The sequence below is a fragment of the Mucilaginibacter hurinus genome, assembly GCF_003324525.1.
GTDB lineage: Bacteria > Bacteroidota > Bacteroidia > Sphingobacteriales > Sphingobacteriaceae > Mucilaginibacter > Mucilaginibacter hurinus.
The window spans coordinates 420700-437221 of sequence record NZ_QGDC01000001.1 but is presented as its reverse complement, the minus strand read 5'-3'; the positions used below and the strand labels follow the sequence as shown (position 1 = coordinate 437221).

The window sequence follows — 16522 nt, the reverse complement described above, 5'->3', positions numbered from 1 at the left end:
CCTTTGTTGTGTAATAATTAACGCTATGGAAACACAGGATGCAATTAACTATCACCGTATCGAAAAAGCGATTGCGTATATTAAGGGCAATTTCAAGAGCCAGCCCGATCTGGATGTTATAGCTGAAAAGGTGGGGCTAAGTCCCTTTCACTTTCAGCGTATGTTCACTGAATGGGCGGGCATAAGTCCGAAGAAATTTATACAATACCTAAGTTTACAGCACGCTAAGGGCATACTAAAGCAAAAGCAGCCCACCCTGTTTAATACAGCTTTTGAAACCGGCCTAAGCGGTACCGGCCGACTGCACGACCTGTTCATCACCCTTGAAGGCATGACCCCTGCTGAGTATAAAAATGGCGGTGTAGCACTTACTATCAACTATAGCTTCGCCGAGAGTCCGTTTGGTGACGTCATCGTAGCATCAACATCTAAAGGTATTTGTTATATGGCTTTTGCTAATGACAGGGATGACGCCTTTGGACAATTAAAAATGCAATTTCCGAATGCAGAATACAAACAATTTGCCGACCGTTTACAACAAAACGCCCTGTTTATATTTAAAAGGGACTGGAGCGAGATAAGTGAAATAAAACTCCATTTAAAGGGAACTGTTTTTCAGCTAAAAGTGTGGGAAGCATTATTAAAAATACCCTCAGGTGGTTTGGCAACCTATGCAAATGTGGCGCAGGGGGTACAAATGCCAACAGCGTCACGTGCAGTGGGTAGTGCTGTGGGCGATAATCCGGTGGCATTTTTAATACCCTGCCACAGGGTAATTAAATCAACCGGCGAGTTTGGGCAGTATCATTGGGGCACCGCACGCAAATCGGCTATGATTGGCTGGGAAGCGGCAGGTTTAATGGATAAAAAGATTGAGATATGAGCATTAACAAAGCTATAAATAGTATCGACAATGACAGACTAACTGATGATTTAAACCGTACTGGCTACGCCATCATCCCCAATATACTAACAGAAAAAGAATGTGATATTTTGGTGAGCGAGTACAATCATAGTGAGTTATACCGTAAAACCGTAGTAATGGAGCGGCATCAATACGGGCTGGGGGAATATAAATATTTTACATACCCTTTGCCGGATGTTGTACAGCAGTTGCGTACAGGAATCTATCCGTTGTTGGCACCCGTTGCCAATAACTGGATGAAGGTTTTGAATATCGACAAAGAGTTTCCGGCTGCACACAAGGAGTTGGTAGACTATTGCCATGCCGAAGGCCAGTTAAAACCTACGCCCCTTATATTGCAATACGGCAGAAGCGGTTACAATGCCCTGCACCAGGATTTGTATGGCGATGTGTTTTTCCCCATGCAGGCTGTAATTATACTGAGCGAACCGGGGAAAGATTTTGAAGGCGGCGAATTTGTTCTGGTTGAACAGAGGCCACGCGCACAGTCGAGGGCGATAGTATTAAAGCCCAATAAAGGAGATTTGCTGGTGTTTACTACCAACTTCAGGCCGGTACGCGGCAGCAGGGGGTATCATAAGGTAAATATGCGGCACGGCGTTAGCGAAATAACCGACGGCCGGAGATATACGCTGGGGGTGATATTTCATGATGCGAAGTGAAATTGAACTGTCAAAACCCAAATTAACATTAACATATTTAAGCATATTATTTTAGGCGCAATACATTAAATTTGCGTAACACATAACCATAGTTACCATGACATTCAAACACGCCATTAGTTGGTTTGAGATCCCAGCAGTGGATATCAGCCGCGCGCAAAAGTTTTACGAAACCATTTTTGATATTGAAATGATACCGATGGATATGGAAGATACGAAGATGCGCCTATTCCCGGTAGAGGATATGATGACCGGAATTGGCGGCGCATTATGCGAGGTTCCGGATATGCTTACACCAAGTGCTGACAAAGGCACACTAATTTATCTTAACGGCGGTGATGACCTGGACCAGGTACTTGCCAAAGTTGAGACTGCCGGCGGTACAATACACACACCCAAAATGCAAATATCACCTGAGTATGGATTTATGGGATTATTTATTGACACTGAAGGTAGCCGGATTGGGTTACACTCAATGGCTTAATTATAGATTTGCCACCCAGGTAATTGCGGTATTACTTCCCATGACACTCTGCCGGAGCAAATAGACAATGTACTCAGCGTGAACATCTATTACACAATTGCCTTCATGAATTGTAAGGGTACTTAACGGTATTTTTAAGTTTAACATTATTGAATTTGCCGGTCACACTGATAAATGGCTGAAACCCGTCAATTTTTTCCTTGGCCGGCACCTGTAACGAAAATTCGCCGCTAACTTCTGTTGATGAAACTTTGGTAAAATTTATGTAGGATTTATTGGTACTGTTATCATAGTTTGTATTAAATTGTTGCGGCGTGCGAGCTCTATCTACAATTTCAGCGTACGTTTTGCCTTCAAACACCATATCCTTTTCCAGGTTATACATTTCATAAATATAAAATTTCCCCACTTTTGGCATTTTTAGGTCTGATTGATATGTGAATCTGATTTCGATACTTTGTTGTTCAGCATCGGCGGTTAAATTTTCAGCAAACAGGTAAAACCTGTTTGTTTCTTTAACACCATAAAAATCTATGTTTGATTTAAAGGTATAAAACGGAGTGCCCATTGTGGCCCAAAGATACGATGAGTCATCTGGCGGAAGTGTCTCTTTAGGTATCTCTGCAGGCACAGTTGTTCTTTGCTCTTTTTAACAGCTTAAAGCCAATAGGGCAATCAATGCAAAAAAAATGCACAGTGGTTTGATAATGTCCTTTAACGCTGTCATATTTAAAAATGCTTATTAAATTAAAGTTAGCTAATATTTAACAAGTAATTTATGCAAAATTGCACATTGGCATCTCTTACATCTCGCATCTAAATCCTATCTTTGCCCATGCAAGAAAAAATCCTCATTCTTGACTTTGGCTCGCAGTTTACTCAACTTATCGCGCGCCGTGTCAGGGAGCTTCGCATCTACTGCGAGATCCACCCATTCAATAATTTTCCTGAGATAGATGGCAGCGTAAAGGGTATTATCCTTTCAGGTTCACCTTACTCTGTAAGGCAGGATGACGCACCGCATTTTGATTTCGCAAAATTTCATGGTAAGCTGCCTATTTTGGGCGTGTGCTACGGGGCGCAATATTTAGCGCACTTTAACGGTGGCGAAGTACTGCCATCAAGTACCCGCGAATATGGACGTGCTAACCTGCAATATATCAACCATGATACTCCGCTGTTAAAGATGATACCCGCAGACTCGCAGGTGTGGATGTCGCACGGCGATACCATAGCGCGGTTAGGCGACGATTTTGAAGTAATTGCAAGTACAGACAGTGTAAAGGTAGCTGCTTATCATGTTCGTGGCTCACAAACTTACGGTATACAGTTTCATCCCGAGGTTACCCATAGCAGCGACGGGAAGCAATTATTACATAACTTTTTAGTTGACATTTGCGGTTGTTCGCAGGATTGGACACCTGATTCGTTCATTGAAACTACCATAGCCCAGCTAAAAGAAAAACTTGGTGACGATAAGGTAGTGTTGGGTCTATCGGGCGGTGTGGATTCATCGGTGGCGGCCGTGTTGCTGCACCAGGCTATAGGCAAAAACCTGCATTGCATATTTGTTGATAATGGCTTGCTGCGGAAAGATGAGTACCAATCGGTGCTCGATTCGTATCAGCACATGGGTCTTAATATAAAAGGTATTGACGCGAAGCAACGTTTTTACGATGCCCTGGCCGGATTAACAGATCCAGAGAAAAAACGCAAGGCTATAGGGCGGGTGTTTATTGAAGTATTTGATGACGCCGCGCACGAAGTGCAGGATGTAAAATGGCTTGGTCAGGGTACTATCTATCCTGATGTTATTGAGTCGGTATCAGTTAAGGGACCTTCAGCAACAATCAAATCTCACCACAATGTTGGCGGGCTGCCTGACTTTATGAAACTGAAGGTTGTTGAGCCGCTTAATACATTATTTAAAGATGAAGTGCGCAATGTAGGCAAGGCTTTGGGCATTGATCCAAATATTTTAGGCCGCCATCCATTTCCCGGTCCGGGCTTGGCTATCAGGATATTAGGTGAGGTAACACCCGAGAAGGTGAGCATATTGCAGGAAGCAGATGCGATTTATATCAACAATTTGAAGGCCGGCGGTGTTTATGATAAAGTTTGGCAGGCCGGCTCCATTTTTTTACCTGTACAATCGGTAGGCGTAATGGGCGATGAACGTACATATGAGAACGTTATTTGTCTTCGCGCGGTGGAATCACTGGACGGTATGACAGCTGACTGGTGCCATTTGCCGTATGAGTTGCTGGCTAAAATCTCAAACGAGATTATTAACAATGTTAAGGGAATAAACCGGGTAGTATATGATATCAGTTCGAAACCACCGGCTACCATTGAGTGGGAATAGGTGGTTAATAATTTTAGTTGTAGCAATAATAGCAGGCGCGTGTTCACCCAAAACACAGCCTGCAGTAAAAACTACGGCTAAATCAGCTGAAAAGGAAGCCGGGAAAAACGACACCAAGGCAACTGCCGAAAAACCGGCTAAAGAGAAGCTAAAAGCAAAAAAGGTTTCGGATAGAATATCCACTATTTCATTGTTGCTGCCTTTAGGCCTTGATCATTTAAATCCGGGTGCAAAGTATACTCCTGCGGGACTAAAGAAAGCCGGCCTGGCACTCGATTATTACCGCGGCTTTAAGCTGGCGCTTGATTCACTTACCGAGCAAGGGGCAAATTATCGTTTACAGGTTTATGACTCAAAAGACGAGCCTGCGCAGTCGCACAGCCTCGCACTTAATCCGCAGATAAAAGCGAGCGATTTAATTGTCGGCCCGGTATTTCCGGATGGGATGAAGGTATTTACTTCGGCACCAAACGTAAGTAAGAACCTTATTTTATCTCCGTTGTCCCCGGCATCGCCGCTTACATATAATAACCCTAATATCATCACGGTAATACCACCGCTTGAGTACCACGCGTGGAAAGCGGCTGAGTTTGTTAGCAAAAATGTCAAAACTCAAAAGGTTTTTGTGTTGGCTTCAGGGTATAGCGACGAAAAAGCCTACATCGGTTTTTTCAAAAAAGCAATTGATAGCTTAACCAAAAAACGGGTTAAGGTAGTTCAGTTAACTGTGGTGAGGGGTAATTTGAACGCGATTGTGCCACAACTTACTAAGTTTGATAGAAACTTTTTTGTGATACCCTCAACAAAGCAGGCCTTTTTAAAAATCACGCTATACTCGCTCGACACACTGTCACGCAGGTTTCCTGTAACACTTTTCGGGCATCCCAATTGGGAGAAATATAGTTACCTGAAGGCCGAACAATTACAACGCCTTAATACACATATAACTTCTGCCGATAAGGTCAACTATAAGTCCGCGGCCACTATCACCTTCGTGCGCAATTATCGCAAGATGTATGGTGCAGAGCCTTCGGAATATGCTGTAAAGGCCTTTGATGAGGGATTATATTTCGGACAATTACTGGCCGACGGGCGGGATAATCTACATGAGCTTAATGAAAACGGGTTTACCGGGCTTCATAATAGTTTTAGCTTTAAAAAGAAACCCGGCCAGGGTTGGGTAAATACCCACGTTAATGTATTAAAGTATACCAACTTTGAGCTAAGGCAGGTAGAATGAAGGCATTGAATCAGTTAAAGACTTTTAACCGCATATTAGATGAATACCCTGCTGATGTGCCTTTAGGGAAGTTTTTACCCGGGTTTTACCGCCAAAATAAACAGATGGGGTCAACCGACAGACGGGTGGCGAGCCGGTTGGTGTATAACTATTTTCGCCTGGGCAAAGCGTTGCCCGCATTACCCCCTGACGCGCGGCTAATGGTTGCCGAATTTTTATGTAACACGCAAAGCAATTCCTTTTTACAGCATTTTATGCCCGACTGGGCTGCCTGCATCAACTTTACCGTTAACGAAAAAATAGCGCTGATAAAAGCTAAATATCCTGATTTTAAACTGGCTGATGTATTTCCGTGGCAAGGCGAACTTTCAGGTGATATTGATAAGCAGGCATTTCTTAAATCATTTTTTGTACAGCCCGACCTGTATATCAGGATAATTGAAGGCCACGAACAGCAGGTAAAGGCAGAACTTACCAAGGCTGATATAATGTTCAGGGACGAAGGAGAGAGCTGTCTTTCGCTGCCCAACGGTACACGCCTTGAACACATATTTCCAAATCAGCACTGGTTTGAGGTACAAGATTATTCATCACAGCAAACCGCCCATTTTTTTAAGCCCGAAAAGTGGGACAAATGGTGGGATGCTTGCGCCGCGTCAGGGGGTAAATCACTGCTACTGCATGGCATACAGCCGGATATTAAATTGGTGGTATCAGATATTCGCGAATCTATATTAGCTAATCTTGACGAGCGTTTCAGGCAGGCAGGCCTCGTTAAATATCAAAAAAAGCTGCTTGATCTTACACAAGATCCTGAGCAGGAAATGCATGATTACGCGTTTGACGGCATTATTCTGGATGCGCCATGCAGTGGTTCGGGTACCTGGGGCCGCACGCCTGAAATGATCAGCCAGTTTGATGCACAGCGTATAGCGTTTTTTCAACGGCTTCAGCAAAGCATTGTGCGCAATGTTGTGAAATATCTTAAACCGGGCAAGCCGCTTATATATATTACCTGCTCTGCCTTTAAAGCCGAAAACGAGGACGCTGTAGATTTTATGGTTACCGAGTTAGGCCTTAAGCTTGAAGAAATGAAGGTGCTGAAAGGCTACGAGCGTAGGGCCGATACTATGTTTGTGGCAAGGTTAACCCTGCAAATGCCCGGATAAATAACAACTAAGGTGCCCCACTATTTTTCTTTCCGTGATACCTCCGCCGTTCTTAACGTTTTAGAAGATGCTGGTAAAAGCATTCCGTAACGTGATGAATCAGGTTTTGGCTTACAAACCGGTATTACTCCTGAACAATTTTATCGCGATAGCCAATAAAATTACACCGAACGCTTTACGCAATACATTTAGTCCGGCTTCACCGAAGAGCCTTTCAAGGCGTTTTACATTTTTAAGCACCAGGTAAACTATAACGGTGTTAATTACGATGGCAACCAGTATGTTTTGCGTTTGATATTGTGATTTAAGGGATAACAAAGTGGTCATGGTGCCCGCTCCGGCAATTAACGGAAACGCTATTGGCACGATAGACACTGTATTTGGCATTTCTTCGTTAAAAAACTTGATACCCAGTATCATTTCCATAGCGATAATGAATATCACAAACGAGCCCGCAATAGCAAATGACGCGATATCTAACCCTATTATATTCAGTAACTCATTGCCTATAAACAAAAAAACCACCATTAGTACCAGCACAGCAATACTTGCTTTTTCTGATTCGATATGCCCGGCACGCTGCCTCATTTCAATAATAACCGGGATAGCGCCTAGTATATCAATAATGGCAAATAATATCATCGTAACCGACAATATTTCTTTAAAAATAAGTGGCTGCATAATTATGAGGATTTAGTTTCTTTTGATTTTAGCCTGACGCTCAGCACAAAAGCAATTAATATATATAAAGATGCTAAAAAGAAAATACTGTGGAGAGAAATTGCAACAACAAACCCGGCCGTAATGGGGCCAAGGGTTTGGCCTATAGATATATATGATTGGTTTATTCCTAATACCTCACCCTGCTCTTTTTCGTCAGTGTTATCGGCTATGATAGCATTGAGCATGGGGTTGCGTAAGCCGTTAAATAAGCCGTATACACCTAAGGCGATAGCAAAAATAACGAGGCCAGACACCAGGCCGCATATGGCCATTGCGCCAAGGCACACTAACGTAGATAGCATCAAAACAATTGATTTTGATTTAAATGCCCTCGTAATAAACGGAACAAGCAACTGGGTGATGATACCAGTAATACCAAACCCGGCATAAAATAACCCGGTTTGCGTAGGGGTGAGTTTAAATTGGTCGGCAGTAAATGTTTGGAAGCCAATTATCATAGCAAATTGTGCCATCGTTAAAATAAAGCTTACCAATACACTAAGGCCCACCACCGGTTTTTTCAGTATGGTGATAAGGGAGATAAAACTAAAGTGGTGCAGGCTTTTACCTTGCTTATTTTGATTGGTTTCCTTTAATAAAAAAGTTGTGAGCAGTACCCCCACCAAGGCTATTGCAGCGGCAAAATAAAATGGCATATGCAAACCATACTGGCTGAGCAAACCGCCAATTGCGGGCCCCGCCACAAAGCTAAAGCCAAATGCCGAGCTTAATATGCCGAAATTTTTTGCGCGGTCCTCTTTTGAGGAGATATCAGATATCATAGCCTGGGCTACCGAAATGTTACCGCTAGTAACGCCATCAAGTATCCGTGCAGCAAAAAGTATAATGAGGCTTTGCGCCTGGGCAAACAAAATAAAGGATGCACACGTACCGATAAGACTAATAATTAGTACAGGCTTACGGCCCCACTTGTCAGAAAGTGAACCCAATAACGGAGTGGCAAAAAACTGCGCGATAGAGAAGGCTGCCGTTAATAAGCCTAATGTTTCGCCGGTCAAACCAAATCTTTTGCCGTAACTGTATAGCAACGGCACCACAATACCAAACCCCATTGAGTTGATCACAGCTATAACAGCCAGTATCCACAGATTTTTTTTTGATGTCATGGTCAATCGCTTTACCATAAAGTATTAAAAGCAAAAAAGGTTCTGAAAAAACTTCAGAACCTTTATCGAATATTATTCAATTATCTGCGGGTTTGGTGGGTCTTTCGGAACATTTATTTTGCCGTTACGTATCAGCGAATGTTTTTTGCCGTAAACAACGTAAATGATCAATCCAAGTACCATCCACGCAGCCAAACGCCCCCAGGTATCGGCGGGCAGCGAAAGCATCATGGCAATACAAATAACAATGCCGCCTATTGGTACAAAAGGCACCCATGGGGTTTTAAACGGGCGCGGGGTATCAGGATCACTTTTACGCATTACCATAACGCCGATGCAAACCAGCACAAACGCAAATAATGTGCCTATCGATACCATTTCGCCAACAATTTTAACCGGCACAAACGCAGCAAATATGCTTACGAACACAGCAAACAGGATGTTGGATTTATAAGGTGTTTGAAATTTACGGTGTACGTTTGAGAATACTTTAGGTATAAGCCCGTCTTTAGACATGGTGTAGAAGATACGCGACTGCCCCATAAGCATTACCAGTATAACAGACGTGTAACCGGCTAAAATGGCGACAATGATAGCTTGTTGCAGCCAGGCATAAGGCGTTTTGGCTATAGCCACCGCTACCGGTGCCGCGCTATCTTTAAACTCTGTATAGTTGGCTACGCCGGTCATCACATGCGAAAACAGCACGTACAAAATGGTACAAACCAGTAAAGAACCTATAATACCGATGGGCATACCACGTTTAGGGTCCTTTGCTTCCTGCGCAGCTGTGGACACTGCATCAAAACCTATAAAGGCAAAAAATACCACACCGGCGCCTCTAAGCACACCTGACCAGCCGAATTCTCCAAAATTACCGGTATTTGCCGGAATGTAAGGGTCGTGATTTGCAGGGTTAATAAAGCCCCAGCCCACGGCGATAAACACCAGTACAACAGCAACTTTTAAAACCACCAGCATGTTATTTACAAAAGCCGACTCTTTAGTACCCCGTATTAGCAACAAGGAGAGGCAAACAATAATAAACACTGCAGGCAGATTACATATACCGCTTACCACAGTGCCATCAGCAAGGGTCGCGGTTTCCCATGGCGACATGGTTAACTGGGGGGGTATAAGTATATCGTAATAATGAAGAAACTTGATCAGATACTGCGACCAACTTATAGATACGGTTGCAGCGCCCAGGGCATATTCCAAAACCAGGTCCCAGCCAATTATCCAGGCCATAAACTCGCCCATGGTAGCATAACTATACGTGTAAGCCGAACCTGCAATTGGTATCATACTGGCAAACTCGGCATAGCACAAGCCTGCAAAAGCACAACCTATAGCACCAATTATAAATGAAATAGTAACAGCGGGACCGGCATTGTTTGCTGCTGCCAAACCGGTTAATGAAAATAAGCCGGCGCCTATGATAGCACCTATGCCCATACTTACAAGGTTGTAACTGCTCAGCGTTCTTCTTAGCGTTCCTTCGCCGCTTTCTGAAGCTTCCCTTAAAAGTAAATCAAGTGGTTTTTTAAATCTCATACAGTCAGTTAAATATTCCCAAACGTACTTATTTTTATTTAATTGCGAAAGTGCCGATATAGCATTATACGGGTTGATTAAAGGAGTTTTTGCGTAGAAACCAGATAAGGCCTAATCAAACGGCTACAGCAGCACATTAAGCCCGATACCACAATATTCACCCAGCCCTTCGGTAATGCGGTTCGCCTTGCCCGCGCGTTCCGCTTCCTGCTATTGTATACGCTGTCGCGGCTTTAGTGAAACCGGGTAGTTTTATGTGTATGATCTTTACGACGATTAAGGTAGCCGGTTACATAGGCTGCCCGTGGCAGACTAATGTATAAGGAGACAAGGTATATTTTAAATTGACTTTAGTATTAATGCAAAAACGCCCCTGTATACTTACAGGAGCGTTTTGATATCTGTTTATGAAGTTATAGTTTTTTGATAGCCTGCGGAGCAGGTTTAACAATGATTTGTTTGCCTGCCTGTTCAGATGTTTGTGCCGTAGTGTGCACATTGGCGTTTAAATGCGGTGCTATAACCAAAGATACAATTGACATCAGTTTGATCAGAATGTTCATTGACGGGCCTGATGTATCCTTGAATGGATCGCCCACAGTATCTCCAGTAACAGATGCTTTATGCGGCTCCGATTTTTTGTAATAGATCTCGCCGTTAATTTCAACACCTTTTTCAAAAGATTTTTTTGCGTTGTCCCATGCACCGCCCGCGTTACTTTGGAATATACCCATTAAAACACCTGATACCGTTACACCGGCAAGCAAGCCGCCTAACACTTCGGGGCCGAATATAAAGCCTATAACAACAGGTGTTATCAATGCGATAAGCCCGGGCGCAACCATTTCGCGAAGAGAGGCTTTGGTTGAAATGTCAACACATTTTTCATATTCAGGCTTGCCTTCATAGGTCATTATACCCGGTATCTCGCGAAACTGGCGACGAACTTCTTCAACCATTGACATCGCGGCGCGGCCTACTGCAGAAATAGCCAATGCCGAAAAAATGAAAGGGATCATGCCACCAACAAATAAACCTGCCAGTACATCGGCCTTGTAAATATCAATATGTTCAATACCTGCCACACCCACAAAGGCCGCGAACAAGGCGAGTGACGTTAATGCAGCCGAAGCGATAGCAAAGCCTTTGCCGGTAGCGGCGGTAGTGTTACCCACAGCATCCAGGTTATCAGTACGGTGCCTTACTTCTTCAGGTAAACGGCTCATTTCGGCAATGCCACCGGCGTTATCGGCTATAGGGCCAAAGGCATCAATAGCCAGCTGCATAGCAGTAGTTGCCATCATCCCGGCGGCGGCAATTGCTACGCCGTACAGCCCGGCAAAGTAATATGATCCGTAAATACCTGCGGCTAACACAATAATAGGTAATACAGTTGACTCCATACCTACTGATAAACCGCCGATGATGTTGGTAGCGTGGCCCGTTGATGACTGCCTGATAATGCTAAGCACCGGGCGTTTACCCATTGCGGTATAATACTCGGTTATCATGGACATTAATGTGCCTACTACCAAGCCTACAACTATAGCAGCAAACACACCGTTTTTTGTAAAAGGTACTACGCCGGCTTTTAAACCACCGTTTATCTCGTCACGCACCATATGGAACTCGCCTGCAGGCAGCATCCATTGTACCACAAAATAGGTGGCAATGGCTGTTAACACTATTGATGCCCAGTTACCCAGGTTCAAAGCGTTTTGAACGCTATCGTCTTCCTTTTTGATCTTTACCATGGCGGCGCCTACTATCGAAAATATCAAGCCCAATCCTGCTATCACCATTGGTAATAGCACCGGGGCAATCCCGCCAAACTTGTCGGCTGATACTATCTCGCGGCCAAGCACCATAGTGGCCAGCATAGTAGCCACGTATGATCCGAATAAGTCGGCGCCCATTCCTGCAACGTCACCCACGTTATCTCCTACGTTATCGGCGATGGTAGCCGGGTTACGCACGTCATCCTCTGGAATGCCTGCTTCTACCTTGCCTACAAGGTCTGCACCTACGTCGGCAGCTTTGGTATAAATGCCGCCACCTACACGTGCAAACAGCGCTATAGATTCGGCACCTAATGAAAAGCCGGCTAAAACCTCAAGTGCTTTCTCCATAGCCAGGCCGTTAACTTCGCTGCCCGTGCTAACAACATACATTTGATAAAATACAATGAACAACGAGCCTAAACCTATAATAGCCAAACCTGCAACGCCCAGCCCCATCACAGTGCCGCCGGTAAATGATACCTTCAAAGCTTTTGCTAAACTAGTGCGTGCCGCCTCTGTTGTACGTACGTTAGCTTTTGTTGCTATATTCATCCCTATATAGCCGGCAAACGCAGAAAGAAATGCGCCGATAACAAATGATATAGCGATAACCGGGCTTGATGTTTCGACAGTAGTGCCTGAATAAGCCAGCAAAAGGCCCGCTATAATAACAAAGTAGCTCAAAATTTTCCACTCGGCGCGCAAAAATGCCATTGCGCCCTTGGCAATGTAACCCGAAAGCTCCACCATATTCGCATCGCCCGTAGGTTGTTTGCCAACCCAGGCTGCCTTTGATGCCATAACAATAATCCCTATTACGCCAAAAACCGGAATAAGGTAGATTAGGTAATCGTTCAAGAATTCCATAGTAAAAATTAAGTTTATAAAGTACAGTTAGTTATATGGGTTTATAATGGGTACGCAAAATAGTAAATTAATTTATTTACAATAGTTGCGTGCACACAATTTTAATAAATTATAAGGCAGGCTTAGGTAAATAGCGTCATTCATCCTGCGGCATAAAAAAAATTCATTACTGATCGTTCGGGTTTAATGGTGTCATAGTATAGGCTATAACAACCATTAGGTACTACAATTCGGCCAAAAAAGATAATCCTGCTCCGGTCTGGTTATAGAGCTGGTATAGGGATACCCATTAACATAGTAAGTATACTCTATTTCATCTAAGCCTTTTTTTATCTCAATTATTCGGGTGGTTACCCCGGAGGTTCTACCCATGTTTTTTTGAATATTATAATGAAAAATAAAGTCGCTCAAACTTAAATAGCCAATGAACAATCCCATAAAACAAGCCATTGAGGAACCAATTAGTCTGCTGTGCGGGCTTTTGCTATTATTTAACCAAAAAGACGGTTTGATCAGGTGATATGTGCCAAACCCCAAAAATAGTAATGCGAGCAATAAAAAGAAGATGTCTTTAACGTCATCCAATCTGTCATGGACAGCAGAGTAATCATCCCATTCCATTATAAGGTTAAGTTTAGATATGCTGAACAAGATACTGCTTAGCAATACATTTATTGTATTAAATAAAATATCTATCTTTCCATCCAAAACCCAAAGCACATATTATGAAAGAATCCTCGCCGGCCAAAATGAAAAATGAACTTGGCCTTTTAGACGGTACCATGCTGGTGGCCGGCTCCATGATAGGATCAGGTATTTTTATTGTCAGCGCCGACATTATCCGCAGGGTGGGCTCATCGGGATGGTTGATCTCAACCTGGGTTATAACCGGGTTTATGACATTGACCGCGGCCTTGAGCTATGGCGAATTGAGCGCGATGTTTCCTAAAGCAGGCGGGCAATATGTTTACCTCAAAGAAGCGTACAATAAATTCATAGCATTTTTATACGGCTGGAGTTTTTTCTCAGTAATACAAACAGGTACTATAGCGGCAGTAGGGGTGGCATTCTCTAAGTTTACTGCCTACCTTGTACCCGCGCTTAGCGAAGATAATATTTTACTAAGCATACCACATGGTGATGAAGGAAAAGCCTACACCATAAGCGCGGCACAAATAGTCTCCATCATTCTTATTGTTATACTTACTTATATCAATTCGCGCGGCGTTAAAAATGGTAAATTTATTCAAACCACTTTTACCCTTACTAAGCTATTGAGTTTATTTGGTTTGATTGCATTTGGCCTTATCGCTTTAAAAGGTGATATATGGGATGCCAACTGGACCAATCCATGGGACATACACTCGTTAAATGCTGACGGCAGTTTTGGCAGCAGTTTAGCTTTGAATGCCGCACTTGGCGCTATAGCAATTGCCATGGTAGGTACAATATTCAGCAGCGATGCCTGGAATAATGTAACTTTTATAGCCGGCGAAATGAAGAATCCAAAGCGGGATGTAGCGCTGAGCCTTGCATTCGGGACACTTATTGTTACCGTTATATACGTGCTGGCAAACATCATGTATATCGCTGTATTACCATTAAACGAAATAGCCACTGCCGAAAAAGACCGTGTGGCGGTAGAAGCGTCGCAGGTGATATTTGGTAACATAGGCACCGTTATCATAGCTATCATGATCATGATATCAACCTTTGGCTGTAATAATGGCTTGATACTTTCAGGGGCCAGGGTTTATTACAGCATGGCAAAAGACGGCCTGTTCTTTAAAAAAGCCGGTACGCTTAACAGTGCTTCGGTACCAGCTTTTGGCTTATGGATACAGGCCCTGGTGGCATCAATACTTTGCCTTAGCGGCCGGTACGGCGACCTGCTGGATATGATATCATTTGTGGCAGTTATGTTTTACGTACTTACCATAGCGGGCATATTCATCCTGCGCGAAAAAATGCCGCATGCCGAGCGGCCTTACAAAGCATGGGGATACCCGGTACTGCCCGCCATTTACATTTTAATGGGGATAGCATTTTGTATACTGCTTGTTATTTATAAACCTGAATATACCTGGCCGGGTCTTATCATCGTTTTAATAGGCATTCCAATTTATTTTATATCGCAACGCAACGTGAAGGATGAAGAAGAGCCTGTGGTTAGTTAGTTTATTACTATTAGCGGGGCATACCCGAGCCCAAACCTTACAGCAGCAGTTACAAGCTGCATTTAATAAATTACAGCAGGATAGCCAGTGCCGTTATGCTTCGGTATCGTTAACCGTACTTGATGCCAAAACCGGTGAGCAGGTATTTGCCGCTAACCCAAATATGGCACTGGCCACGGCATCTACGTTAAAAGTGATCACTTCGGCAACCGCGTTTTACCTGCTGGGCGAGGATTTTAGGTATAAAACTCTTGTGGGGTACAATGGGAGCATAAGCGCCGACGGTACGCTAAACGGCGACATCATTATAAAGGGTGGGGGCGACCCGACTTTAGGCAGCTGGCGATGGGCTACTACCGGGGACAGCTACCTGTTAAATGTAATGGCTACCGCTATGCAAAAAGCCGGTATAAAAAAAGTTAATGGCCGTATTATTGGTGACGATACAGCGTACGGCACTCAGGCAATACCCGACGGTTGGATCTGGCAAGACGTAGGCAATTATTATGGTGCTGGCGCCAATGCGCTTTCGTGGCACGAAAACCAGTTTGATATTAAATTAAAAACCGGTGCGGTAGGTACGCCTGTCAGTGTATCGCACACTGTTCCGGGTATGCCTTACCTCACATTTAAAAGCGAGGTGCTAATCGCGCCTGCCGGAACCGGAGATAAGGCTTATGTATATCTGCCTGCAGCGGGCAAACTGGTATACCTGCGCGGTACTTACGCCGTTGATCAAACCAAAAAAAACGTATCGGCGGCAATTCCTGATCCGGCCTATGATATAGCGTTGCGACTTAATGATACACTTGAGAAACTGGGCATCAAAGTAAGCGGCGCTCCTCAGTCTACCACAACATTAGCCGTAAGCGGTCAACCGGCTGGTATTTTAAATAGAGAATTAACTACTATCCTGTCACCCGAATTAAGTAAAATGGCATATTGGCTTAACCAGAAAAGCCTCAACCTGTATGCCGAACAATTTTTACTGGCTATGGCTAAACAGGGCGGCAAAGAAATTACGTTTACCAATGGTGTTAAAGTGCTGCAGGATTTCTGGAAAACGAAGGGAGTAGACCCGTATACACTGAATATATTTGATGGCAGCGGCCTATCGCCCGGCAACAGGGTTACTACACTTACCATGGCACGCATACTACAACTGGCTGCAAAAGAAAATTGGTACGGCCATTTTTACGAAAGCCTGCCAACATACAATAATATGAAGATGAAAAGCGGAAGCATAAGTGATGTGCTCGCCTACGCAGGCTACGAAACCTACAAGGGCCGCCCGTTGTGCTTTAGTTTTATTGTAAACAATTACAGCGGCAGTACTAAAGGGATAAAGCAAAAGATGTTTGGGCTGCTGGATAAGTTAAAGTAATATTAGCGCCGTTAGCCCCTTTGTAGTTGCCGGTGCTGCTGCATACTTTTTCAATCGTTTT

The 16522-nt window shown here is 43.8% G+C and carries 14 protein-coding genes; 8 read left to right on the top strand and 6 right to left on the bottom strand.

What is annotated here, in order from left to right:
- The first annotated feature begins 25 nt into the window (after positions 1-25).
- The 3 genes from DJ568_RS01885 (at position 26) to DJ568_RS01875 (ending at position 2071) form a co-directional block, all read left to right on the top strand.
- Entirely contained in the window at positions 26-883 is an 858-nt protein-coding gene (locus DJ568_RS01885) for a methylated-DNA--[protein]-cysteine S-methyltransferase (RefSeq protein ID WP_114003532.1), read from the top strand.
- On the top strand, positions 880-1587 hold the full coding sequence (locus tag DJ568_RS01880; RefSeq protein WP_114003531.1) for a 2OG-Fe(II) oxygenase: 708 nt from the start codon (positions 880-882) through the stop codon (positions 1585-1587). The genes DJ568_RS01885 and DJ568_RS01880 overlap by 4 nt, the downstream gene beginning before the upstream one ends.
- A gap of 97 nt (positions 1588-1684) precedes the next feature.
- Positions 1685-2071, top strand: a complete 387-nt coding sequence (locus DJ568_RS01875) for a VOC family protein (RefSeq protein WP_114003530.1) — start codon at positions 1685-1687, stop codon at positions 2069-2071.
- Between the two features lie 103 nt (positions 2072-2174).
- Here DJ568_RS01875 and DJ568_RS01870 read toward each other — a convergent pair whose 3' ends face one another.
- Positions 2175-2702 carry a hypothetical protein gene (locus DJ568_RS01870; RefSeq protein ID WP_147238692.1) on the bottom strand — a complete coding sequence of 176 codons (528 nt, stop codon included), beginning with the start codon at positions 2700-2702 and terminating at the stop codon, positions 2175-2177.
- A 204-nt stretch (positions 2703-2906) separates the two neighbouring features.
- Between DJ568_RS01870 and guaA the strand changes: the two genes are divergently transcribed.
- Genes guaA through DJ568_RS01855 form a run of 3 tightly spaced genes read left to right on the top strand, consistent with a single transcriptional unit; the run spans position 2907 to position 6845 of the window.
- Positions 2907-4436, top strand: coding sequence for a glutamine-hydrolyzing GMP synthase (guaA, locus tag DJ568_RS01865; protein ID WP_114003528.1), 1530 nt, complete (start codon positions 2907-2909; stop codon positions 4434-4436).
- Entirely contained in the window at positions 4393-5676 is a 1284-nt protein-coding gene (locus DJ568_RS01860) for an ABC transporter substrate-binding protein (RefSeq protein WP_147238691.1), read from the top strand. The genes guaA and DJ568_RS01860 overlap by 44 nt, the downstream gene beginning before the upstream one ends.
- On the top strand, positions 5673-6845 hold the full coding sequence (locus DJ568_RS01855; protein ID WP_114003526.1) for an RsmB/NOP family class I SAM-dependent RNA methyltransferase: 1173 nt from the start codon (positions 5673-5675) through the stop codon (positions 6843-6845). Before DJ568_RS01860 ends, DJ568_RS01855 begins: the two co-directional genes overlap by 4 nt.
- 111 nt (positions 6846-6956) lie before the next feature.
- On the opposite strand, the gene DJ568_RS01850 is transcribed toward DJ568_RS01855, so the two are convergent.
- The 5 genes from DJ568_RS01850 to DJ568_RS01830 form a co-directional block, all read right to left on the bottom strand.
- Positions 6957-7526 (bottom strand): MarC family protein, encoded by a 570-nt coding sequence (locus DJ568_RS01850; RefSeq protein WP_114003525.1) that lies wholly within the window; start codon positions 7524-7526, stop codon positions 6957-6959.
- A gap of 2 nt (positions 7527-7528) precedes the next feature.
- On the bottom strand, positions 7529-8695 hold the full coding sequence (locus DJ568_RS01845) for an MFS transporter (protein ID WP_158534850.1): 1167 nt from the start codon (positions 8693-8695) through the stop codon (positions 7529-7531).
- A 72-nt stretch (positions 8696-8767) separates the two neighbouring features.
- Complete coding sequence (locus DJ568_RS01840; RefSeq protein WP_114003523.1) at positions 8768-10252, bottom strand: amino acid permease; 1485 nt, start codon at positions 10250-10252, stop codon at positions 8768-8770.
- A 413-nt stretch (positions 10253-10665) separates the two neighbouring features.
- A complete protein-coding gene (locus tag DJ568_RS01835) occupies positions 10666-12900 on the bottom strand; it encodes a sodium-translocating pyrophosphatase (RefSeq protein ID WP_114003522.1) in 2235 nt (744 codons plus the stop codon).
- A gap of 216 nt (positions 12901-13116) precedes the next feature.
- Positions 13117-13521 carry a hypothetical protein gene (locus tag DJ568_RS01830; protein WP_147238690.1) on the bottom strand — a complete coding sequence of 135 codons (405 nt, stop codon included), beginning with the start codon at positions 13519-13521 and terminating at the stop codon, positions 13117-13119.
- Positions 13522-13625: 104 nt separating this feature from the next.
- Between DJ568_RS01830 and DJ568_RS01825 the strand changes: the two genes are divergently transcribed.
- Together DJ568_RS01825 and dacB are read left to right on the top strand one after the other, a co-directional pair.
- Positions 13626-15077 (top strand): APC family permease, encoded by a 1452-nt coding sequence (locus DJ568_RS01825; RefSeq protein ID WP_114003520.1) that lies wholly within the window; start codon positions 13626-13628, stop codon positions 15075-15077.
- A complete protein-coding gene (dacB, locus tag DJ568_RS01820; RefSeq protein ID WP_114003519.1) occupies positions 15052-16461 on the top strand; it encodes a D-alanyl-D-alanine carboxypeptidase/D-alanyl-D-alanine endopeptidase in 1410 nt (469 codons plus the stop codon). The genes DJ568_RS01825 and dacB overlap by 26 nt, the downstream gene beginning before the upstream one ends.
- The last annotated feature ends 61 nt before the right edge of the window (positions 16462-16522 follow it).

What these genes read in the sequence shown, in the direction of transcription:
- DJ568_RS01885 (WP_114003532.1), top strand. Translation starts at nt 26, where the DNA reads ATGGAAACACAGGATGCAATTAACTATCACCGTATCGAAAAAGCGATT.
- DJ568_RS01880 (WP_114003531.1), top strand. Translation starts at nt 880, where the DNA reads ATGAGCATTAACAAAGCTATAAATAGTATCGACAATGACAGACTAACT.
- DJ568_RS01875 (WP_114003530.1), top strand. Translation starts at nt 1,685, where the DNA reads ATGACATTCAAACACGCCATTAGTTGGTTTGAGATCCCAGCAGTGGAT.
- guaA (WP_114003528.1), top strand. Translation starts at nt 2,907, where the DNA reads ATGCAAGAAAAAATCCTCATTCTTGACTTTGGCTCGCAGTTTACTCAA.
- DJ568_RS01860 (WP_147238691.1), top strand. Translation starts at nt 4,393, where the DNA reads ATGATATCAGTTCGAAACCACCGGCTACCATTGAGTGGGAATAGGTGG.
- DJ568_RS01855 (WP_114003526.1), top strand. Translation starts at nt 5,673, where the DNA reads ATGAAGGCATTGAATCAGTTAAAGACTTTTAACCGCATATTAGATGAA.
- DJ568_RS01850 (WP_114003525.1), bottom strand. Translation starts at nt 7,526, where the DNA reads ATGCAGCCACTTATTTTTAAAGAAATATTGTCGGTTACGATGATATTA.
- DJ568_RS01845 (WP_158534850.1), bottom strand. Translation starts at nt 8,695, where the DNA reads ATGACATCAAAAAAAAATCTGTGGATACTGGCTGTTATAGCTGTGATC.
- DJ568_RS01840 (WP_114003523.1), bottom strand. Translation starts at nt 10,252, where the DNA reads ATGAGATTTAAAAAACCACTTGATTTACTTTTAAGGGAAGCTTCAGAA.
- DJ568_RS01835 (WP_114003522.1), bottom strand. Translation starts at nt 12,900, where the DNA reads ATGGAATTCTTGAACGATTACCTAATCTACCTTATTCCGGTTTTTGGC.
- DJ568_RS01830 (WP_147238690.1), bottom strand. Translation starts at nt 13,521, where the DNA reads ATGGAATGGGATGATTACTCTGCTGTCCATGACAGATTGGATGACGTT.
- DJ568_RS01825 (WP_114003520.1), top strand. Translation starts at nt 13,626, where the DNA reads ATGAAAGAATCCTCGCCGGCCAAAATGAAAAATGAACTTGGCCTTTTA.
- dacB (WP_114003519.1), top strand. Translation starts at nt 15,052, where the DNA reads ATGAAGAAGAGCCTGTGGTTAGTTAGTTTATTACTATTAGCGGGGCAT.